The following is a 20,385-nucleotide window of genomic DNA, read 5'->3' as shown; positions in this document are numbered from 1 at the left end:
TCGTGTCCTCCGTGCTTCCTCTCGGCGTGCCGAGCTGCGCCGTTCACCCGTCCAGGAGTCCCGTCGCCAGGCCGATCACCACCGGGGCCACCCCCACCGCCAGGAAGGCGGGCAGGAAGCAGAGCCCCACGGGCGCGCTGATCAACACCTGCGCCCTGCGTGCCCTGGCCGCCGCCGCGCGGGAGCGGGCCGCGCGCAGGCCGGCCGCGTGGCGGGCGACGGCCTCCGCCGCGGGCGCCCCCGAGGAACCGGCCCGTTCCATGCATCGCGCCAGCCCATCGGCGCCCGGTATCGCGCCGAACCTCCGCCACACCTCGGCCGGTTCACCGCCGAGCCGCAGCTCCGCCGCCGTACGGGCCAGACGTTCGCCCAGGGGTCCGCCCAGGGACCGGCCGACGGCCTCCGCCGCCTCCCCCGGCCCGGCCCCGGCCGAGGCGCAGGCCGCCAACAGATCGGCGGCCAGTGGAAGATGGCGTACCGCCTCCTCGTCGTCGACCGGCGGGGACGTCCGGTTCGCCGACCCCCGACTCACCACGACGGCCGTCACAATCCCGGCAACCGCGCCTCCCACGACTCCGAACAGCGCCCAGCCGAGGCCGACCGAGCCGAGAGGCGCCGCCCAGCGCGCCACCCACGACGGCAGCCCGGACCGAACCTTCGGAGGCCTCGGCGCCGGAGACGGAGCCGGAAGCAAACTTCTCAACCGCCGTCGCATCCCGCGCGCCCGCCGCCCGCACACCACTTCGCGGACGCCCTGCACGCACCACGTCACCGCCAGGGCCACGAGTGCCGCCGACCGCAAGACCTCGATCACTCCCGCTCCCCTCCTCGGACGATCCGCGCGGCCCACCACAGCCCCGCCGCTTCCAGGGCCCCGCCGACGACCAGGCAGCCCAGGCCCGCCGGTGTGTGCAGCAGCACCCGCAGCGGGTCGGCGCCGAGAGCCGCCCCGAGCGCGACACCGGCCAGCGGCAGTACCGCGAGGACCGCCACCGTCGCCCAGGCTCCAGCCAGTTCGGCGCGCAACCGCTCCCGCTGCTCGCGGTGGTCCCGCAGTGCCGCTTCGAGCCGGTCGAGCCCGGCGGCGAGGCCCGCGCCGCCGTCCACGGCCACCTGCCAGCAGGCCGCCATGCCGGCGAGTCCGTCGGCGCCGTCCTGTCCGGCCGCCCTGCGCAGCGCCGCCGGCACGTCCCCACCGAACCGCGCCGCCGCGAGCACCGCGGCCTCCTCCCCGCCCAGCGCGCCCGTCTCCCGGGCCGCGAAGGACAGGGCCTGCGCGGGCTGCCATCCGGCTCTCAGCTCGCCGACGACGGCCCCGCACAGGGCCACCACGCGTTCACCCCGCGCCTCCCGCTCCCTCCGGTGTTCGGCGGCCCGCAGCCGCCGCCCCACCAGCGGTACCGCGACCGCCCCCGCCACCAACGGCAGCGGCGATGCGCCGAGCACCGCGAGAACGCCCGCCACCGGCAGACACAGCCACGCCCGCCGCCCCCGCACCACGGCCCACCACCGCCCGGCCACCGGCGCCCACGGAACGCCGGGGAAGCCGCGGACGCCATGGACGCCAGGGGCACCAGGGGCACCAGGGGCACCACGATCCCCGGACCCCCGGCCCACGAGCACCGCCCGCGCCCTGCCCGATTCACGCCGCCGCTCGACCGTCCACCACACCGCGAGCACCGCGCAGAGCAGCGCCGCCCCGTGGGCCAACGACCGCGCCGCCACCGGTTCGGCCGTCACCACGTTCCCCCTCCGATCAACGTCCTCAGCCGCTCCCAGCCCCGCTCCCGCGCGAACCCGGACGCGCCCCACCGCAGTGCGGGAACGGTTCGCACCAGGCCGTCCCGGTCCCGCTCCAGGACATGGACCTCGGCGATCCGCCGCCGCCCGTCCCGGTCCCGCGTCAGATGGACCACGACCGACAGTCCGGCCCCCAACTGGCTGTGCAGGGCGGCCCGGTCGAGCCCGGCCGCCGTCCCCAGGGCTTCGAGCCGGGCCGGCACGTCCGCCGCGGTGTTGGCGTGGAGCGTCCCCGAGCCGCCTTCGTGGCCGGTGTTGAGAGCGGCGAGCAGATCCACCGCCTCCGGGCCTCTGACCTCGCCGACCACCAGCCGGTCCGGACGCATCCGCAGCGCCTGCCGGACCAGGTCCCGCAGGGTCACGAGTCCGGCGCCCTCCTGGTTCGCGGGCCTGGCCTCCAGGCGCACCACATGCGGGTGGTCCGGCCGCAGTTCCGCCGAGTCCTCGGCGAGGACGATCCGCTCCCGCTCTCCCACCAGGCCGAGCAGGGCGGCGAGCAGTGTCGTCTTCCCCGTCCCCGTTCCACCGCTGACCAGGTACGACGCCCGGGCGTCGATCAGGGCGCGCAGGATCGGGGCGCCGCCCGGCGGCACCGTGCCCGCCGCCGTGAGCTCCTCCAGGGTGAAGGCGCGCGGGCGCACCACTCGGAGCGACAGACAGGTCGAGCCGACGGCCACCGGCGGCAGCACCGCGTGCATCCGGGTGCCGTCGGGGAGGCGCGCGTCCACCCAGGGCCGGGCGTCGTCGAGCCTGCGGCCGGCCACCGCCGCGAGCCGTTGGGCGAGCCTGCGCACGGCGGCGGAGTCGGGGAAGGACACGGGCGCCCTCTCGAGTCCGGCGCCCCGGTCCACCCACACCCGGTCGGGCGCCGAGACCAGGACATCGGTGACGGCCGGGTCGGCGAGCAGGGGTTCGAGCGGGCCGGTGCCGATCAGTTCACATCTCAATTCCTCGGCCGCACCGAGCACTTCCGCGTCGCCGAGCAGCCGCCCCTGGGCCCGCAGCGCCGCCGCGACCCGTGCCGGGGTGGGCTCGGACCCGCTGGCCGCGAGCCGCTGCCGCACGGCGTCGAGCAGCCCCGCACCCCCGCTTCCCGCGCCCCCGGTCATGCCGCACCGCCGGCGGTGAGGGCGTGTGCCCAGAAGGCCTCGCAGAACCGGCCGAGCGGCCCGCGCGCCTCCGCGCCCGGCGGCACGCCCGCGTCCTGGTCCGCCACGATCCCCGGGTCGTAGGGGAGTTCACCCGCAAGCGGCAGTCGCAGCGCGTCGGCGACCCACCGCTCGTCGAGTCCGGCCGCGTACGGCCCGCGGACCACGGCCCGCAGATCGCGCACGCCCATGGAGAGGGTGGCGGCCACCCGGTGGGCGGCCGCGACGGCCCTCAACTCGCCGGGGACGACCAGCAGTCCGAGGTCGAGCTGGGCCAGCGCCTCGGCGGACGCGGCGTCCGCTCCCCGCGGCAGGTCGACCACCACGACCCCACCGCGACGGCGGGCCGCGGCGAGCACGGACCGCACAGCATCGGGCGGGACGGGCGCCGCGGGTTCCCTGCCCCAGCTGAGCACCCGGACTCCCCGCACGGACGGCAGGGACTCCTCCAGGGCGCCGCCGGCCAACCGGCCCTTCGAGGCGGCGAAGTCGGGCCATCGTCTACCCTCCTCGCGCTCGCCGCCGAGCAACACGTCCAGTCCCCCGCCGAGCGGGTCGCCGTCGACGAGCAGGGTGCGCCGCCCCGCCCGGGCGGCGGCGAGCGCGAGGCCGCAGGCCAGGGTGGAGGCGCCCGCGCCCCCTCGGCCGCCGACGATCCCGACGGTCAGCGCCTGCCGGCCGACACCCTCGGCCGCGTCGGCGATGCGGTCGACGAGAAGGCTCTCGGCGTCCGGCAGCCGCAGCACGCATTCGGCGCCGATCTCGACGGCCAGCCGCCACACCCCCGGATCGTCCGGCTCGCGCCCGACGAGGAAGGTGCCCGGCCGGCGGACCGCTCCCCGGCAGCGGGCCGCGGCGTCGGCGCCGACCAGGACGAGCGGTGGATCGGTCCAGCCCGCCCGTCGCTCGGGCACCCGGTGGTGCACCTCGGGTTCGACGCCGGCCGCGGCGCAGAGCCGCAGAAGGTCGTCGAGCAGCCCGAGGTCCTCGGTGACGATCAGCGGTCCTGTGCGGCGCGGTTCGCCGGTGCCCGGCGCCTGCGGCCCACTCGGCACCGGGGCCCATGCCGTACCCCTGGCCCCGGAAGTCCTGGATGCCTCCATGACGCGCACCCCTCTCGTGATTCCTGCCGTTCGCGAACTTCGCGACAGGAATCACCGTGGGGCCGTACCGAAAGTCCTGGGGATCTCGCCGAAAAACTGTGGATATCCGAAGCCCTGTGAATATCTTCGCCACCCCTCCGGGGACTGCCCGGAACGCAGCCTGCCGGTTACTGTGAGTGAGGAATCGAGGGCCCGGCAGAGCACGGGCCGAAGTGCGGCCGACGGCCGGAAGGAAGGGAGAGGGCGATGTCCCAGAGCGCCAAAACGGCTCCGGACATGCGACGACCCCCGCCGGGGGGGAGAGCGGGGGTCGTCTCTCCGGCCGACTCGGGGGGGGGAGGAGCCGGACCGGGTTAGCACGGTCGCGAACGATCCGTGACTTCCATGGTGTACCCGAGAGCCTTCTCAGGCAAACCCACACGCCCGAGCGTACGCCGAATGGCGGGCACCTATGCTCAGGCTTGTGGAAAACCACTCCTTGCCGCGCACAGCCGCCTTCTTTGACCTGGACAAGACGGTCATTGCGAAGTCCTCGACGCTGACCTTCAGCAAGTCCTTCTACCGGGGCGGACTGATCAGCCGCCGCGCCGCCCTGCGGACGGCCTACATCCAGTTCGTCTTCCTGGCAGGTGGGGCCGATCACGACCAGATGGAGCGGATGCGCGAATATCTTTCCGCGCTCTGCAAAGGCTGGAACGTGGCCCAGGTGAAGGAGCTCGTCGCCGAGACCCTTCACGACCTGATCGACCCGATCATCTACGACGAGGCCGCCTCCCTCATCGAGGATCATCACGCCGCCGGCCGCGACGTCGTGATCGTCTCGACCTCCGGCGCCGAGGTCGTCGAGCCGATCGGGGAGATGCTCGGCGCCGACCGGGTCGTCGCCACCCGGATGGTGGTCGGCGAGGACGGCTGCTTCACCGGTGAGGTGGAGTACTACGCATACGGACCGACGAAGGCCGAGGCCGTCCGGGAGCTCGCGAAGTCGGAGGGCTACGACCTCTCGCGCTGCTTCGCGTACAGCGACTCGGCGACCGACATCCCCATGCTGGAGGCCGTCGGACACCCGTACGCGGTCAATCCGGACCGGGCGCTGCGCCGTGAGGCCACGGCGCGGGAATGGCCGGTTCTCGCCTTCGAGAAGCCGGTACGGCTCAAGCAGCGACTGCCCGAATTCCGGATGCCGCCCCGGCCGACGCTCCTCGCCGCCGCGGCCGTGGGTGCGGCGGCCGTCGGGGCCGGACTCGTCTGGTACGCCGCACGGCGACGGCAGGCTGCCCTCGCCCATCGGCTCACGGATGGCTTTGCCCGAATTTGAGCAATGAGCAGAGAAGTGGAGCCAGCACTTTCGCTTCTACCCCGACAGGAGTAGAAAGGAATCAGGCCCGCGAGACCGAGGACATCCGAGAGGATCACCTGTTGAGCATGAAGGCCCCACGGACCTAGCACAGAAACCGAGCACCCACGCGACGTCGACCCGTCGATTACGGGCCAGCCGCACCAGGCCACGGGCAAAGTTCCCGGCCTGATGGGCACATATTCGAGGACGCATGGTAACTGGGTAGACGTGCCAGCGGCGGTACCAGAACTGGTGCCGCCGCAACCCATTCCGGGCCCCGCGAGGGGCCCGGAATCATGTCGCCTCCGCCGGAATCAGGGCGCCTCGCCGGAATCGTTCTCTCCGGCCGCGACTTCGGCCGACCAGCCGGCTGGTGACTCGACCGTCCGGCCTCGCCGTCGGCCCTCAGGCCGCGCCGCGCTGAAGCGCCTCACACACGGCCGTCGACTCGCGGACACCCAGCTCGACCGAACGCCCGCAGTGCGCGATCCAGCCGCCCACACCCTCCGGGGTCCCCGACAGGTACCCCTCGAACGCGGCCAGGTACGTGGCCCGGCCCTGCTCCGCGTGACCGACCTCCGCCGGGCAGATCGCCTTGGGGTCGAGACCGCTGCCGATCAGCGCGATCCGCTCCGCCGCACGCGCGATCAGACCGTTGTACGAGGTGAAGGGGCGCAGCGCGAGCAGTTCGCCGTGGACCACGGCGGCCGTCACGAGCGCGGGGGCCTCGCCGCCCGCGACGATCAGCTCCGCCAGCCCGTCGAGCCGTCCCGCGACCTCGGCGGGCGTCGGCACCGGCGCGGTGACCAGCGGTTCGTCGACGGTCTCGCCGTCCAGCCGGGGGCGCCCCACCGACTCGCCCGGGTCGCCCGCGGCGACCAGGTGGAGGCGGGCGAGCACCCGCAGCGGCGACTGGCGCCAGATGGAGAGCAGCTGCCCGGCCTCGGCGCCGAGCCGCAGGGCGGCGCCGACCGTGCGGGCCTCGGGGTCGGCGCTGAAGTCGCTGCGCCGGCGGACCTCTTCGAGGGCCCAGTCGGCACCCGAGAGGGCGGCCGAGCCGCGCGCGCCGCGCAGGGCCGCCTCGGAGGAGATCTCGTTGCTGCGGCGGCGCATCACGCGGTGGCCGTAGACCCGGTCGACGGCCTTGCGTACGGAGTCCACCGCGTCGGCGACGCCCGGCAGGGAGCCGAGGGCGGCCAAGGGGTCTGAAGCGTGCGTACTCATAAGTAGGGAGGCTACGCGCCCCGGAAGCCCGCCCCACGATGGAGTGGTCTTCTTCACGCATGATGACCACGCGACGCGTTCATACCACTACGCTAGGTGAACATGAAGATCGCTTTCGTGGGGAAGGGCGGCAGCGGCAAGACCACGCTGTCCTCGCTCTTCATCCGCCACCTCGCCGCCAATGAAGCCCCGGTCGTAGCCGTCGACGCCGACATCAACCAGCACTTGGGCACCGCGCTCGGGCTGCCCGACGCGGAGGCCGCCGCGCTGCCCGCGATGGGCGCGCATCTGCCGCTCATCAAGGAGTACCTGCGGGGCAGCAACCCGCGGATCGTCTCCGCCGACACGATGATCAAGACGACACCGCCCGGGGAGGGTTCGCGGCTGCTGCGGGTCCGCGAGGAGAACCCGGTGTACGAGGCCTGCGCGCGGACGGTCCCGCTCGACGACGGCGAGATCCGTCTGATGGCGACCGGCCCCTTCACGGAGTCGGACCTCGGGGTGTCCTGCTACCACTCGAAGGTCGGCGCGGTGGAGCTCTGCCTCAACCACCTGGTCGACGGCGCCGACGAGTACGTGGTCGTCGACATGACCGCGGGCTCGGACTCCTTCGCCTCCGGCCTCTTCACCCGGTTCGACATGACCTTCCTGGTCGCCGAGCCGACCCGCAAGGGCGTCTCGGTCTACCGCCAGTACAAGGAGTACGCGCGGGACTTCGGCGTCGCGCTCAAGGTCGTCGGCAACAAGGTGCAGTGCCAGGACGACCTCGACTTCCTGCGCGCGGAGGTCGGCGACGACCTGCTCGTGACGGTGGGCCACTCGGACTGGGTCCGCGCGATGGAGAAGGGCCGCCCGCCGCGCTTCGAGCTCCTGGAGGCGGAGAACCGGATGTCCCTCCAGGCCCTCCAGGACGCGGCGGACGACTCGTACGCCGACCGCGACTGGGAGCGCTACACCCGCCAGATGGTCCACTTCCACCTGCGCAACGCGGAGAGCTGGGGCAACGCGAAAACCGGGGCCGACCTGGCGGCGCAGGTCGACCCCGAGTTCACACTGGGCGAGCCGATGGCCGCACAGCTCGGCTGACGGTGCCCGTCACCGGACGGCTCAGTGTCGTTCGGTCTGCTTGACGACCGCCGCCGGGGCGCCCGCGGGGGCCGCCGGGGCCGCCGGCTGGGGGGCGAGGAAGGTCTTCCAGCCGGCCGGCGGGGCCTCGCCGACCTTCAGGGTGCGCATCTTGGCGATGACGTCGGGGTCCTGGGCGTCGAGCCAGTCGGCGAGCTGGCGGAAGGAGACGCACTTGACGTCCTTCTGCACGCAGACCGTGGCGATGGTCTCCTCGACGGCCCGCATGTACGTGCCGCCGTTCCAGGACTCGAAGTGGTTGCCGATGACGAGCGGCGCGCGGTTGCCCCGGTAGGAGCGCTCGAAGGCCTGCACCAGGCCGTCCCGCATCTGGTCGCCCCAGTACTCGCGCCGGGACGGGTCGCCCTGGGTCGTGCCCGGGGACTGGTTGACCAGGAAGTTGTAGTCCATGGAGAGCGTCTGGAAGGCGCGGCCCGGGACCGGCACGAGCTGGAGCGACAGGTCCCAGATCCCGAGGTCCTTCTTGGGCCAGATCTGGTCGTTGACGCCGCTCGTGTCGTAGCGGAAGCCCAGCTGCGCCGCCGCCTCGACGAAGTTCTTCCGGCCTTCGAGGCAGGGGGTGCGGGCGCCGACGAGCTCCTTGTCGTAGTCGAAGGGCAGCGGCTGCTCCGTGCTCAGGCCCGAGTTGCTCTTCCAGTTCTTGACGAAGGACTTGGCCTGCTTGATCTCGCTCTTCCACTCGTCGACGGACCAGGTGCCGACGCCGCCCTCGGCCCCGCAGAAGTGCCCGTTGAAGTGGGTGCCGATCTCGTTGCCCTCCTGCCACGCCCCGCGGAGTTCGCGGACGGTGGCACGGATGCCCTCGGTGTCGTTGAAGCCGATGTCGGAGCGCCCGGCGCTGTGCTGCGGCGGGTCGTAGAGCTCCCGCTTCCCCTCGGGCAGCAGATACACGCCGCTGAGGAAGTACGTCATGGTGGCGTCGTACTTCTTGCCCACGGAGCGGAAGTGGGAGAAGAGCTTCTGGCTGTCCTCGCCGGCGCCGTCCCACGAGAAGACGACGAACTGCGGCGGAGTCTCGCCCGGCTTGAGGCGCTGCCAGACGGGCTGACGGGGCTGGGCGCCGGTGTAGGCGGTGGAGCCGTCACCGATCAGGCGGACCGCTTGGGGCGCGGCCGCGGCCGGTCCCTTCTTGGCGCCCGCACCGCCCGGCGCGGCCTTCGTGGCGCCTCCGCCGGAGCCCGAGCAGCCGGCGAGGCCGGTGATCAGGGCGACGGTGAGGGCACCGGCGGCGAGTGCCTTCCTCTGGGCAGTGGTCCTTCTCCCGGCGGCTGTCATCCGCCCACCTCTCCTCGGTTCCGTGCGAGCGGCGTCAACGTCGCACCACGGGGACCGGAAAGATGAAACGACAAGCGGCAATCCGTTCGCCCTTCACCGGAACCGGTGAATCATTGCCCTGTTTGCCCCGAAAATAATGCCGCAGACTTTACTCTCCATTACGATCCATTTACCGAGCGTTGATCCTCGCCCCCGGCGGGATCCCGCCGGGATCCCGCCGCTGCACGCCGTGACCCACGGCCGCGAGCCCCCCACGTTCGTCCCGCACGAACCGCGACCGCGCCGCCCCGGAGGAGACGGGAATGACCCTCTGCACCCCTGCCCGCGCCACGACCCGACCCCGCGTCCAGCGACCCCACAGCCCGCCGGAGCGGCCCCGCCGCTTCCGCGTCGCCGGGGCCGATCTGTCCGCCTCCGTAGCCGTCTTCCTGATCGCGCTGCCACTCTCGCTCGGCATCGCGCTCGCCACCGGAGCCCCGCTCCAGTCCGGCCTGGTCGCCGCCGCCGTCGGCGGCCTGGTGGCCGGCCGCTTCGGCGGCTCCCCGCTCCAGGTGAGCGGCCCCGCCGCCGGCCTCACCGTGGTGACCGCCGAACTGATCCAGCTGTACGGCTGGCGCACCACCTGCGCCATCACCGTCCTGGCCGGCCTCGTCCAACTCGGCCTGTCGGCCCTCCGGGTGGCCCGCTCGGCGCTCGCCGTCTCGCCCGCGATCGTGCACGGCATGCTGGCCGGCATCGGCGTCACCATCGCCCTCGCCCAGCTCCACATCGTGCTCGGCGGCACCCCCCAGAGCTCCGCCGTCGACAACGTCCTCGGACTGCCCGCCCAGCTGGCGCGCACCCACCCGGCGGCGCTCGCGATCAGCGCCCTCACCGTGGCCGTGCTGCTGTGCTGGCCCCGACTGCCGGGCCGGGCCGGGCAGCTCGTGCGGAAGGTCCCCGCCGCGCTCGTCGCCGTGGCCGGGGCGACGGCGGTGGCGGCCTTCGCCGGGCTCGCCGTTCCCCGTGTCGACCTGCCGTCCTGGAGCAGCCACGCGCTGCCCGGTCTGCCCGAGGGCCCGGTGCTCGGCATCGCGGCCGGCGTCCTCACGATCACCCTGGTCACCAGCGTCCAGTCACTGCTCTCGGCCGTGGCGGTGGACAAGCTGGTCGCCGCCCGCCCGCACGGCGGTCACGGCGTCCCGCGCTCCGCTCTCGACCGCGAGCTCGCCGGTCAGGGCATGGCCAACGTGGTCTCCGGGGCGCTCGGCGGACTCCCGGTGGCCGGGGTCGCGGTCCGCAGCGTCGCCAATGTCTCGGCGGGCGCGGTGAGCCGCGCCTCCACGATGCTGCACGGTCTGTGGATCGTGCTCGCGGCCCTGCTGCTCGTCCCGGTGCTGGACCTGATCCCGCTGCCCGCGCTGGCCGCCCTGGTCATGGTGGTCGGCATCCAGATGGTCAGCATCACTCACATCCGTACCGTCACCCGGCACCGGGAGGTCGTCGTCTACGCGGTGACGCTGTCCGGTGTCGTCCTCGTCGGCATCCTGGAGGGTGTCGCCCTCGGCATCGCCGTGGCCACCGCGGTCGCCCTGCACCGGCTCACCCGCACCCGGATCACCCGCGAGGAGCGGGACGGGCACCACCTGTTGCACGTGCGGGGCCAGTTGACCTTCCTCGCCGTGCCCCGGCTGAGCCGGGCCCTGCACCAGCTGCCCCACGGTTCGCATGTGGTGGTCGAGCTGGACGGCTCCTTCATGGACCACGCCGCCTACGAGACGCTGAGCGACTGGACCGCCGGGCATCTCGCCCACGGCGGCACGGTCGAGACGACCGGCCCGTCCGGCGCCCGGATCGCCGAGGCGTCCCCCTCCACCGCCTCGGCCTCCGCCACGCACACCTGCTGTCGCCCCTGGACCCCGTGGCACAACCACCAGTGCGGGGAGCAGCCGGCCGAGCGGCCCGACGAGGCCGTGGAGACCCCTCGTACGACGGGTCTGAAGCTGGCCAGCGGCATCGGCAAGTTCCAGCGGAACACGGCCCCGCTGGTGCGGGACGAGCTCGCGCGGCTCGCCCGGGAGGGCCAGACCCCTTCGCAGCTCTTCCTGACCTGCGCCGACTCCCGCCTCGTCACGAGCATGATCACGTCGAGCGGCCCCGGCGATCTGTTCACCGTGCGCAACGTCGGCAATCTCGTCCCCCTGCCGGGCGAGGAGAGCGGCGACGACTCGGTGGCGGCGGCGATCGAGTACGCGGTGGAGGTGCTGCGGGTCGAGTCGATCACCATCTGCGGCCACTCCGGCTGCGGCGCGATGCAGGCCCTGCTCAACGGCGGTCCGGACGACCCGCCGACCCCGCTGCGCCGCTGGCTGCGGCACGGGCGGCCGAGCCTGGAGCGGATGGTGAGCCGCAGACACGCCTGGGCCCGGATCTCCGGACGGCTTCCGGCCGACGCGGTCGAGCAGCTCTGTCTGACCAATGTGGTCCAGCAGCTGGATCATCTGCGGGCGTACGAGCCGGTGGCGCGGCGGCTCGCCGAGGGCACGCTCTCGCTGCACGGCGTGTACTTCCACGTGGGCGAGGCGCAGGCGTATCTGCTCTCCGGGACGGACGAGGTGCACTCGTACGACGACGTCTTCACCCAGGTCATGCCGACGGAGCCCCTGGAGGCGGCACGAGCGTGCTGAGCGGGAACGGGGAGGAGCCTGATCGGGAACGGGGCCGCGCGTCCTGAACCTTCCTCTCCCCCCGTCCGTGAGACTGTGTGGCCCCTTCTTCCACCGCTCGGGAAGAAGGGGCCCCCGCACGTCGGACGACTCACAGGTCTAAACCAATTGCCTGGAGGCTCTTGTCACCCGGGCATCTGACTGATGAGCTATGACGCGGGACACATACGCACAGAGGACGCCCTGGGAAAGGGAGATGTCGTGAGCAACGAAAGCCTGGCCAATCTGCTTCGGGAAGAGCGTCGATTTTCGCCGCCCGCCGAGCTGGCCGCGCACGCCAACGTGACGGCGGAGGCGTACGAGCAGGCCAAGGCGGACAGGCTGGGCTTCTGGGCCGAGCAGGCCAAGCGCCTGACCTGGGCCACCGAGCCGACCGAGACCCTCGACTGGTCGAACCCGCCGTTCGCCAAGTGGTTCGCGGACGGCGAGCTGAACGTGGCGTACAACTGCGTCGACCGGCACGTCGAGGCGGGCCACGGCGACCGGATCGCCATCCACTTCGAGGGCGAGCCGGGCGACAGCCGCGCGATCACCTACGCCGAGCTGAAGGACGAGGTCTCCAAGGCGGCCAACGCCCTGACCGAGCTGGGTGTCCGCAAGGGCGACCGAGTCGCCGTCTACCTGCCGATGATCCCCGAGGCGGCCGTCACGATGCTGGCCTGCGCCCGCGTCGGCGCCGCCCACTCGGTGGTCTTCGGCGGCTTCTCGGCCGACGCCGTGGCCTCCCGCATCCAGGACGCCGACGCCAAGCTGGTCGTCACCGCGGACGGCGGCTACCGCCGCGGCAAGCCCAGCGCGCTGAAGCCGGCCATCGACGAGGCCGTCGCCAAGTGCCCGCAGGTCGAGCATGTGCTCGTGGTCCGCCGTACGGGTCAGGACACCGCGTTCACCGAGGGCCGCGACGTGTGGTGGGACGACATCGTCGCCCGTCAGTCCACCGAGCACACCCCGGAGGCGTTCCCGGCGGAGCACCCGCTCTTCATCCTCTACACCTCCGGTACGACCGGGAAGCCGAAGGGCATCCTGCACACCTCCGGCGGATACCTCACCCAGGCCGCGTACACCCACCACGCGGTCTTCGACCTCAAGCCGGAGACCGACGTCTACTGGTGCACCGCCGACATCGGCTGGGTCACCGGGCACTCGTACATCGTCTACGGCCCGCTGGCCAACGGCGCGACGCAGGTCATGTACGAGGGCACCCCGGACACCCCTCACCAGGGGCGGTTCTGGGAGATCGTGCAGAAGTACGGGGTGACGATCCTCTACACGGCGCCGACCGCGATCCGCACGTTCATGAAGTGGGGCGACGACATCCCCGCGAAGTTCGACCTGTCCAGCCTCCGTGTGCTGGGCTCGGTCGGCGAGCCGATCAACCCCGAGGCCTGGGTCTGGTACCGCGAGCACATCGGCGCGGGCAAGACCCCGATCGTGGACACCTGGTGGCAGACCGAGACCGGCGCGATGATGATCTCGCCGCTGCCGGGCGTCACCGAGACCAAGCCGGGCTCCGCCCAGCGCGCGCTGCCGGGCATCTCCGCGACCGTCGTCGACGACGAGGCCAACGAGGTCCCGGACGGGGGCGGCGGCTACCTGGTCCTCACCGAGCCGTGGCCGTCGATGCTCCGCACCATCTGGGGCGACGACCAGCGCTACATCGACACGTACTGGTCCCGCTTCGAGGGCAAGTACTTCGCCGGTGACGGGGCCAAGAAGGACGAGGACGGTGACATCTGGCTGCTCGGCCGGGTCGACGACGTCATGCTCGTCTCCGGTCACAACATCTCGACCACCGAGGTCGAGTCGGCCCTGGTCTCGCACCCGGCGGTCGCCGAGGCGGCTGTCGTGGGCGCCGCCGACGAGACGACCGGTCAGGCGATCGTCGCCTTCGTCATCCTGCGCGGTACGGCGAGCGAGGACGAGAGCCTGGTCGCCGAGCTGCGCAACCACGTCGGCGCGACGCTCGGTCCGATCGCCAAGCCGAAGCGGGTCCTGCCGGTGGCGGAGCTGCCGAAGACCCGTTCGGGCAAGATCATGCGCCGGCTGCTGCGTGACGTGGCGGAGAACCGTGAGCTGGGTGACGTCACCACCCTGACCGATTCGTCCGTCATGTCACTCATTCAGACCCAGCTGCCGGCCGCGTCCAGCGAGGACTGAGCCCGGCCCGTACGACGCGAACGCCCGCCCCGTACGACGCGAACGCCCGCCCCCGGACACTCGGGGCGGGCGTTTCGCTTGCCCTCATCCGGCGGGACGAAAGGGATGAAATTCCCTAAAGTGAGTCCCGCCGGACACACCCCTCGCTCGTTAGGTAAAGTAAGGACCGCGTCAGCGACGCGACAAGAAGACCTAGGTGCGCCGGGAAGTCTGGTCGGCATGTGCTCTGTCCTGCCCACCGACCGGAGGTTTCCCCGTGGCCGCGCCCTCACCGACCGACCGTAAGTTCCTCGGCCGTCTCTCCCTGCCCGAGCGGCGCTACCTCACCGACGCCCTGCGCACCGAGACCGTCGGCGGTGTCCTGCTCCTCGCCGCCGCCGTCATCGCCCTCATCTGGGCCAACACCCCGCTGAGCGACAGCTACGAGTCCGTCAGCGACTTCCACATAGGCCCCGCGGCCCTCGGCCTCGACCTGTCGATCCAGCACTGGGCCGCCGACGGCCTCCTCGCGATCTTCTTCTTCGTCGCCGGCATCGAACTCAAGCGGGAGCTCGTCGCGGGCGAGCTGCGCGACCCCAAGGCCGCCGCGCTCCCCGTCATCGCCGCGCTCTGCGGCATGGCCGCGCCCGCCCTCGTCTACGTCCTGGTCAACGCCCTCGGCGACGGCTCCATGGACGGCTGGGCCGTCCCCACCGCGACCGACATCGCCTTCGCGCTCGCCGTCCTCGCCGTCATCGGCACCTCGCTGCCCTCCGCCCTGCGCGCCTTCCTGCTCACCCTCGCCGTCGTCGACGACCTCTTCGCCATCCTGATCATCGCGGTCTTCTTCACCAGCGACCTGAACTTCGCCGCGCTCGGGGGCGCCGTCGCCGCGCTCGTCCTCTTCTGGTTCCTGCTCCGCAAGGACGTCCGCGGCTGGTACGTCTACGTCCCGCTGGCCCTGGTCATCTGGGGCCTGATGTACAACAGCGGCGTCCACGCCACCATCGCCGGTGTCGCCATGGGCCTGATGCTGCGCTGCACCACCCGGGAAGGCGAGAAGGAGTCCCCCGGCGAGCGCATCGAGCACATCGTCCGCCCGATCTCGGCCGGACTCGCCGTACCCCTGTTCGCGCTCTTCTCGGCCGGGGTGAGCATCTCCGGCGGCGCGATCCACGACGTGTTCACCCAGCCCGTCACCCTCGGCGTCGTCCTCGGGCTCGTCGTCGGCAAGGCCGTCGGCATCTTCGGCGGCACCTGGCTCGCCGCCCGCTTCACCAAGGCGGAACTCAACCCCGACCTGGCCTGGCCGGACGTCTTCGCCGTCGCCACACTCGCCGGCATCGGCTTCACCGTCTCCCTGCTCATCGGCGAACTCGCCTTCGCCGATGATCCCGTCCTCGCGGACGAGGTGAAGGCCGCGGTCCTCATCGGCTCGCTCATCGCGGCCGTCCTGGCCTCCGTGCTGCTGAAGCTGAGGGTCCGCCGGTACCAGGCACTGGTCTCCGAGGAGGAGCGCGACGACGACCAGGACGGCATCCCCGACATCTACGAGCAGGACAACCCGGAGTACCACCTGCGGATGGCCGCGATCTACGAGAAGAAGGCCGCCGAACACCGTGAGCGCGCCCAACTGGCGGGGGCACCGCGCGACGGGGCCGACCGTCCGGCATGATCTGAGTCGGACCGCGTAGAAGAGAACTCGGACCGCAGAAGAGAAGAGGGAGCAGCGATGAGCGACCCGTTCGACGGAACCGAGCGCAGCCTCGGCCAGCTGGTCGCCTCGGCGACCGCCGAGGTGTCCGCACTGGTGCACGACGAGCTCGCCCTGGCCAAGGCCGAGATCCGGCAGGACGTCAAGCGGGGTGTGATCGGAAGCGCGGCCGGCATCACGGCCGCCGTCGTGCTGCTGTTCTCACTGCCGATGCTGAGCTTCGCGCTCGCGTACGCCATCAACACCTGGACCGGCGGGCACAACGGCAACGGGGGCTGGAACCTCGTCTGGTGCTTCCTGCTGTCCTTCGCCTTCAACGTACTGGTCGCGGGGCTCCTCGGCCTGATCGCGTACGCCAAGTTCAAGAAGGTCAAGCCGCCGGAGAGGTCCATCGCCTCGGCCAAGCAGACGGCCGCCGTGCTCTCCACGGTCAAGCCGCACCCGCGTCCCGAGCCCTCCAAGGCCCTGGACAAGGCGCTGGACCGGTCCTCCACTGTGGCACGCTCGTCCGTATGACCCTTTCCGAGAGCAGCAACGGCGGGCCCGTACGGCTCGACGGGCCGTGGACCCATCGCGACGTGGCCGCGAACGGTGCCCGCTTCCACATCGCCGAGATGGGCGACGGCCCGCTGGTGCTGCTCCTGCACGGCTTCCCGCAGTTCTGGTGGACCTGGCGCCACCAGCTGCCCGTCCTCGCCGAGGCCGGTTTCCGGGCCGTGGCGATGGACCTGCGCGGGGTGGGCGGCAGCGACCGCACACCCCGGGGTTACGACCCCGCCAACCTGGCCCTCGACGTCACCGGTGTGATCCGCTCGCTGGGCGAGCCGGACGCGGCGCTCGTCGGGCACGACCTGGGCGGCTATCTCGCCTGGACGGCGGCCGTGATGCGGCCCAAGCTGGTGCGCCGGCTCGTGGTCTCCTCGATGCCGCACCCGCGCCGCTGGCGTACGGCGATGCTCTCCGACTTCGCCCAGTCGCGGGCCGGCTCGCACATCTGGGGTTTCCAGCGGCCGTGGCTGCCGGAGCGTCAGCTCGTCGCGGACGACGCCGCGGCGGTGGGCGAGCTCATCCGGGACTGGTCGGGGCCGCAGCCCCGGCTCACCTCGGACGAGCAGGCGATCGAGGTGTACCGGCGGGCGATGCTGATCCCGTCGACGGCGCACTGCTCGATCGAGCCGTACCGCTGGATGGTGCGCTCGCTGGCCCGCCCGGACGGCATCCAGTTCAACCGGCGCATGAAGCGCCCGGTGCGGGTGCCGACGCTCCATCTGCACGGCTCCCTGGACCCGGTGATGCGGACCCGGAGCGCGGCGGGGTCGGGCGAGTACGTGGAGGCGCCGTACCGCTGGCGGCTCTTCGACGGTCTCGGTCACTTCCCGCACGAGGAGGACCCGGTGGCCTTCTCCACGGAGCTCGTCAACTGGCTGAAGGACCCCGAGCCCGACCGCTGACGGTCCGTCTTCCCGCGCCGGGGCGTACAGACTTCCTTCGAACGGCCATGTGCCTGACGCATACTCCAATTGGCGGGCCCCCGGGCGGTTACCGACCTTGGGCCCCGGGCAGACGTCGAAGTATGGGCTGGACGCACGACTACGGTGACACGACAGCACGCAACCGCCGCTCGGCCACGGGGCCGGGCTCTCGCGAGGGGAGCGGCCCGCCGGACCCCGGCGGCACGCACGCGGCGCAAGACGTGGGGATCTCGCGCATCCTCCGCCGCCGGGCCCGCTGGGTCTCGGCCCGGCTCCGGCATCCACGCGACACCGCCTAGCGGGTCGGGGGCCGGCGAGCCCGGCGGATCGCCGGGGCGCCGGTCCGCCCGCAGGACGCGGGTCGGGCCTACAGAGCGCAGTTCTGGGTGTCGACCTGCTGGCCGGCGGTCCGGCCGCGCTCGATGTCCTCGCGGATCTCGTCGACCGTCAGGGCGTAGCCGGTGTTCGCGTCGTCGAGGGAGCGGGCGAAGATCACGCCGTACACCTCGCCGTCCTCGGTGAGGAGCGGGCCGCCGGAGTTGCCCTGGCGGACCGTCGTGTACAGCGAGTACACGTCCCTGCGCACCTCGTCGCGGTGGTAGATGTCGGGGCCCTTGGCGTTGATACGGCCCCGGACGCGCGCCGAGCGCACATCGTAGGAGCCGTTCTCCGGGAATCCGGCGACGATGGCGCCGTCACCGCTGCGGGCGTCCTCCTCGGTGAAGGTCAGCGGTGTGGCCTTGAGGTCCGGCACGTCCAGGACGGCGATGTCGCGCTGCCAGTCGTAGAGGACGACCTTGGCGTCGTAGAGCTTGCCCTCGCCGCCTATCTGGACGGTCGGCTCGTCGACGCCGCCGACCACGTGCGCATTGGTCATGACCCGGCGGTCGGCGAAGACGAAGCCGGTGCCTTCGAGGACCTTGCCGCAGCTCGGGGCGGTGCCGACGACCTTCACGATGGAGCGCTGGGCGCGGGCGGCGACGGGGCTGCCGGCGAGCGCCGGGTCCGGAGGCTGGACCTCGGTGATGGGCTCGTTGGCGAAGGGGCTGAAGACCTGGGGGAAGCCGCTGCGGGCCAGCGTCGAGCTGAAGTTGGCGAACCAGGTGGAGGTCTGATCCGGCATCACCTGGGAGACGCCGAGCAGCACCTTGGAGGTCCGCACCTCCTTGCCCAGGGTGGGCAGTGTGGTGCCGGCGAGGGCGGAGCCGATCAGCCAGGCCACGAGCAGCATCGCGACGACGTTGACCAGGGCGCCGCCGGTGGCGTCGAGGGCGCGGGCGGGTGACCAGGTGATGTGCCGGCGCAGTTTGTTGCCGAGGTGGGTGGTGAAGGCCTGGCCGACCGAGGCGCAGACGATGACCACCATCACGAAGACGACGGTCGCCGTCGTCGAGACCTCGCTGTTGTCGGTCAGCTGGTCCCAGAGGATCGGGAGCAGCAGAACGGCGACGAGACCGCCGCCGAGGAACCCGATCACCGACAGGATGCCGACCACGAAACCCTGGCGGTAGCCGATGATCGCGAACCACACGGCGGCGAGCAGCAACAAGATGTCCAGCACGTTCACCGTCAATTGCCTCGCAGATTCGTTTCCGGTCGCCGGGGATCAGCCAGTCCGCCGGGATCAGCCTGTCATGAGCGCCAGTCGAGCGGGACCTGCTTGGAGCGGTCCCAGGGGCGCTCCCAGCCGGAGAAGTGCAGGAGCCGGTCGATCACTCCGGCGGTAAAACCCCAGACCAGAGCGGACGCGACAAGGAACGCGGGGCCCTGGTGGCCGCTCGGGTGGACGGCCGTCGCACGGTTCGCGGGGTCCGTGAGATCCGCCACGGGGACGGTGAAGACCCGGGCGGTCTCGCCGGGGTCGACGACGCCGACGGGGCTCGGGGCGCGCCACCAGCCGAGGACCGGGGTGACGACGAAGCCGCTGACCGGGATGTAGAGCTGGGGCAGGACGCCGAAGAGCTGGACGCCCGCGGGGTCGAGTCCGGTCTCCTCCCGGGCCTCGCGGAGGGCGGCGCGCAGCAGCCCGCCGTCGGCCGTGTCGCCGTCCTCGGGGTCGAGGGCGCCGCCGGGGAAGGAGGGCTGTCCGGCGTGCGAGCGGAGGCTTCCCGCGCGCTCCATGAGCAGCAGCTCGGGCCCGCGCTCGCCCTCGCCGAAGAGGACGAGGACGGCGGACTGGCGCCCGGCGCCGCTCGCGGGCGGCAGGAAGCGGCTCAGCTGCTCGGGTGCGACCGTGCGGGCGGCCCGGTCGACGGGCCCGAGCCAGTCGGGCAGGCCTTCCCGGCTGAGCAGCCCGCCGGTGCCGGGCCCGTGGATCTCTTCTTCGTCAGTACGCGTCATAGGTACCCCCGTGCTTCACAACGCGATCGGTGTACGGGTTCGTTCCCTTCGCGGCGGGCTCAACCGCTCGCGCCCAGGGGCGGTGCCGGCCGGCCCGGGTAGCCCGGCGGCGGGTCGAGCCGCTGGCCGGGGAAGCCGCCCATCTCGTACTTGAGCAGCTTCTTCGCCTTCTCGGGGTCGGTCTCGCCCTCGCCGTAGGAGGGGCAGAGGTGGGTGATGGGGCAGGCGCCGCAGGCGGGCTTGCGGGCGTGGCAGATGCGGCGGCCGTGGAAGATCACCCGGTGCGAGAGCATCGTCCACTCGCTCTTCGGGAAGATCTCGGCGATCTCCGCCTCGATCTTCACCGGGTCCCCCTGCTCGGTCCACTTCCACCGTCGGACCAACCGCATGAAGTGGGTGTCGACGGTGATCCCCGGGACCCCGAAGGCGTTGCCGAGCACGACGAAGGCGGTCTTGCGGCCGACGCCGGGGAGCTTGACGAGATCGTCGAGGCGGCCGGGTACCTCGCCGCCGAAGTCGTCCCTGAGAGCGGCGGCGAGACCCATGATCGACTTGGTCTTGGCGCGGAAGAAGCCGGTGGGGCGGATGAGCTCCTCGACCTCCTCGGGCACGGCTGCGGCGAGGTCCTCGGGCATGGGGTACTTCGCGAAGAGGGCGGGGGTGGTCTGGTTGACCCGCAGGTCGGTGGTCTGCGCCGAGAGGACCGTGGCGACGAGCAGCTCGAAGGGGTTGCGGAAGTCGAGCTCCGGATGGGCGTACGGGAAGACCTCGGCGAGCTCGCGGTTGATCTTGCGGGCTCTGCGGACCATCGCGAGCCGTGACTCGGGCTTCGCAGCCTTCCGATTTGCGGCTTTCACCCGTTTCGACACGCCGTGTTCGCCCACGGCGGAATTACCTTCGGCCGACACTCTTTCAGCCCCCTTGGCCTGCGCTCTCACCGGCGAGTTGGACACCCGGCCAGCCTAGGGGGCACCACCGACATC

17 protein-coding genes are annotated in these 20,385 nt (G+C 72.1%); 8 read left to right on the top strand and 9 right to left on the bottom strand.

Annotated features, from left to right (window positions below; all coding sequences use genetic code 11):
- Nucleotides 1-43 precede the first annotated feature (43 nt).
- Genes ACH4MY_RS07830 through ssd form a run of 4 tightly spaced genes read right to left on the bottom strand, consistent with a single transcriptional unit; the run spans nt 44 to nt 4,051 of the window.
- Complete coding sequence (locus tag ACH4MY_RS07830) at nt 44-811, bottom strand: type II secretion system F family protein (RefSeq protein WP_397999417.1); 768 nt, start codon at nt 809-811, stop codon at nt 44-46.
- Nucleotides 811-1,692 (bottom strand): type II secretion system F family protein, encoded by an 882-nt coding sequence (locus tag ACH4MY_RS07825; RefSeq protein WP_397999414.1) that lies wholly within the window; start codon nt 1,690-1,692, stop codon nt 811-813. Before ACH4MY_RS07825 ends, ACH4MY_RS07830 begins: the two co-directional genes overlap by 1 nt.
- Nucleotides 1,693-1,736: 44 nt before the next feature.
- The gene (locus ACH4MY_RS07820; RefSeq protein ID WP_397998983.1) at nt 1,737-2,909 is read right to left on the bottom strand and encodes a TadA family conjugal transfer-associated ATPase; all 1,173 of its coding nucleotides are present in this window, start codon (nt 2,907-2,909) and stop codon (nt 1,737-1,739) included.
- A complete protein-coding gene (ssd, locus tag ACH4MY_RS07815) occupies nt 2,906-4,051 on the bottom strand; it encodes a septum site-determining protein Ssd (protein WP_397998980.1) in 1,146 nt (381 codons plus the stop codon). The genes ACH4MY_RS07820 and ssd overlap by 4 nt, the downstream gene beginning before the upstream one ends.
- Before the next feature lie 451 nt (nt 4,052-4,502).
- Between ssd and ACH4MY_RS07810 the strand changes: the two genes are divergently transcribed.
- Nucleotides 4,503-5,369, top strand: coding sequence for an HAD family hydrolase (locus ACH4MY_RS07810; protein WP_397998978.1), 867 nt, complete (start codon nt 4,503-4,505; stop codon nt 5,367-5,369).
- A gap of 426 nt (nt 5,370-5,795) precedes the next feature.
- Here ACH4MY_RS07810 and ACH4MY_RS07805 read toward each other — a convergent pair whose 3' ends face one another.
- Nucleotides 5,796-6,614: an oxidoreductase gene (locus tag ACH4MY_RS07805; RefSeq protein WP_397998975.1), complete on the bottom strand. Its 819-nt coding sequence runs from the start codon at nt 6,612-6,614 to the stop codon at nt 5,796-5,798.
- 102 nt (nt 6,615-6,716) lie between these two features.
- On the opposite strand from ACH4MY_RS07805, the gene ACH4MY_RS07800 reads away from it, so the two are divergent.
- Nucleotides 6,717-7,700, top strand: coding sequence for an ATP-binding protein (locus ACH4MY_RS07800; RefSeq protein WP_397998972.1), 984 nt, complete (start codon nt 6,717-6,719; stop codon nt 7,698-7,700).
- Between the two features lie 21 nt (nt 7,701-7,721).
- Here ACH4MY_RS07800 and ACH4MY_RS07795 read toward each other — a convergent pair whose 3' ends face one another.
- A complete protein-coding gene (locus tag ACH4MY_RS07795) occupies nt 7,722-9,035 on the bottom strand; it encodes a hypothetical protein (RefSeq protein WP_397998969.1) in 1,314 nt (437 codons plus the stop codon).
- Nucleotides 9,036-9,337: 302 nt separating this feature from the next.
- Here ACH4MY_RS07795 and ACH4MY_RS07790 point away from each other — a divergent pair, with 302 nt between their 5' ends.
- The 6 genes from ACH4MY_RS07790 to ACH4MY_RS07765 all read left to right on the top strand — a co-directional run bounded on the left by ACH4MY_RS07790 (nt 9,338) and on the right by ACH4MY_RS07765 (nt 17,361).
- Entirely contained in the window at nt 9,338-11,701 is a 2,364-nt protein-coding gene (locus tag ACH4MY_RS07790; protein WP_397998966.1) for a SulP family inorganic anion transporter, read from the top strand.
- A 240-nt stretch (nt 11,702-11,941) separates the two neighbouring features.
- Nucleotides 11,942-13,897: an acetate--CoA ligase gene (gene acs / locus ACH4MY_RS07785; RefSeq protein ID WP_397998963.1), complete on the top strand. Its 1,956-nt coding sequence runs from the start codon at nt 11,942-11,944 to the stop codon at nt 13,895-13,897.
- Nucleotides 13,898-14,153: 256 nt separating this feature from the next.
- Nucleotides 14,154-15,551, top strand: a complete 1,398-nt coding sequence (gene nhaA, locus ACH4MY_RS07780) for a Na+/H+ antiporter NhaA (protein WP_397998960.1) — start codon at nt 14,154-14,156, stop codon at nt 15,549-15,551.
- 57 nt (nt 15,552-15,608) lie between these two features.
- The gene (locus ACH4MY_RS07775; protein WP_397998957.1) at nt 15,609-16,106 is read left to right on the top strand and encodes a phage holin family protein; all 498 of its coding nucleotides are present in this window, start codon (nt 15,609-15,611) and stop codon (nt 16,104-16,106) included.
- Entirely contained in the window at nt 16,103-17,041 is a 939-nt protein-coding gene (locus tag ACH4MY_RS07770; protein ID WP_397998954.1) for an alpha/beta fold hydrolase, read from the top strand. The genes ACH4MY_RS07775 and ACH4MY_RS07770 overlap by 4 nt, the downstream gene beginning before the upstream one ends.
- A 122-nt stretch (nt 17,042-17,163) precedes the next feature.
- Nucleotides 17,164-17,361 (top strand): hypothetical protein, encoded by a 198-nt coding sequence (locus ACH4MY_RS07765; RefSeq protein WP_397998952.1) that lies wholly within the window; start codon nt 17,164-17,166, stop codon nt 17,359-17,361.
- A 68-nt stretch (nt 17,362-17,429) separates the two neighbouring features.
- Here ACH4MY_RS07765 and ACH4MY_RS07760 read toward each other — a convergent pair whose 3' ends face one another.
- The 3 genes from ACH4MY_RS07760 to nth all read right to left on the bottom strand — a co-directional run bounded on the left by ACH4MY_RS07760 (nt 17,430) and on the right by nth (nt 20,310).
- Nucleotides 17,430-18,629 (bottom strand): MarP family serine protease, encoded by a 1,200-nt coding sequence (locus ACH4MY_RS07760; protein WP_397998949.1) that lies wholly within the window; start codon nt 18,627-18,629, stop codon nt 17,430-17,432.
- 65 nt (nt 18,630-18,694) lie between these two features.
- Complete coding sequence (locus ACH4MY_RS07755; RefSeq protein ID WP_397998946.1) at nt 18,695-19,402, bottom strand: NUDIX hydrolase; 708 nt, start codon at nt 19,400-19,402, stop codon at nt 18,695-18,697.
- A 59-nt stretch (nt 19,403-19,461) separates the two neighbouring features.
- The gene (nth, locus tag ACH4MY_RS07750; RefSeq protein WP_397999411.1) at nt 19,462-20,310 is read right to left on the bottom strand and encodes an endonuclease III; all 849 of its coding nucleotides are present in this window, start codon (nt 20,308-20,310) and stop codon (nt 19,462-19,464) included.
- Nucleotides 20,311-20,385 lie beyond the last annotated feature (75 nt).

Source organism: Streptomyces sp. NPDC017246 (assembly GCF_044331325.1).
Lineage (GTDB): Bacteria > Actinomycetota > Actinomycetes > Streptomycetales > Streptomycetaceae > Streptomyces.
This window is presented reverse-complemented; position numbering and strand designations above follow the sequence as displayed.

What these genes read in the sequence shown, in the direction of transcription:
- ssd (WP_397998980.1), bottom strand. Translation starts at nt 4,051, where the DNA reads ATGGAGGCATCCAGGACTTCCGGGGCCAGGGGTACGGCATGGGCCCCG.
- ACH4MY_RS07820 (WP_397998983.1), bottom strand. Translation starts at nt 2,909, where the DNA reads ATGACCGGGGGCGCGGGAAGCGGGGGTGCGGGGCTGCTCGACGCCGTG.
- ACH4MY_RS07765 (WP_397998952.1), top strand. Translation starts at nt 17,164, where the DNA reads ATGGGCTGGACGCACGACTACGGTGACACGACAGCACGCAACCGCCGC.
- ACH4MY_RS07790 (WP_397998966.1), top strand. Translation starts at nt 9,338, where the DNA reads ATGACCCTCTGCACCCCTGCCCGCGCCACGACCCGACCCCGCGTCCAG.
- ACH4MY_RS07800 (WP_397998972.1), top strand. Translation starts at nt 6,717, where the DNA reads ATGAAGATCGCTTTCGTGGGGAAGGGCGGCAGCGGCAAGACCACGCTG.
- ACH4MY_RS07795 (WP_397998969.1), bottom strand. Translation starts at nt 9,035, where the DNA reads ATGACAGCCGCCGGGAGAAGGACCACTGCCCAGAGGAAGGCACTCGCC.
- ACH4MY_RS07805 (WP_397998975.1), bottom strand. Translation starts at nt 6,614, where the DNA reads ATGAGTACGCACGCTTCAGACCCCTTGGCCGCCCTCGGCTCCCTGCCG.
- ACH4MY_RS07770 (WP_397998954.1), top strand. Translation starts at nt 16,103, where the DNA reads ATGACCCTTTCCGAGAGCAGCAACGGCGGGCCCGTACGGCTCGACGGG.
- ACH4MY_RS07810 (WP_397998978.1), top strand. Translation starts at nt 4,503, where the DNA reads ATGCTCAGGCTTGTGGAAAACCACTCCTTGCCGCGCACAGCCGCCTTC.
- ACH4MY_RS07755 (WP_397998946.1), bottom strand. Translation starts at nt 19,402, where the DNA reads ATGACGCGTACTGACGAAGAAGAGATCCACGGGCCCGGCACCGGCGGG.
- ACH4MY_RS07775 (WP_397998957.1), top strand. Translation starts at nt 15,609, where the DNA reads ATGAGCGACCCGTTCGACGGAACCGAGCGCAGCCTCGGCCAGCTGGTC.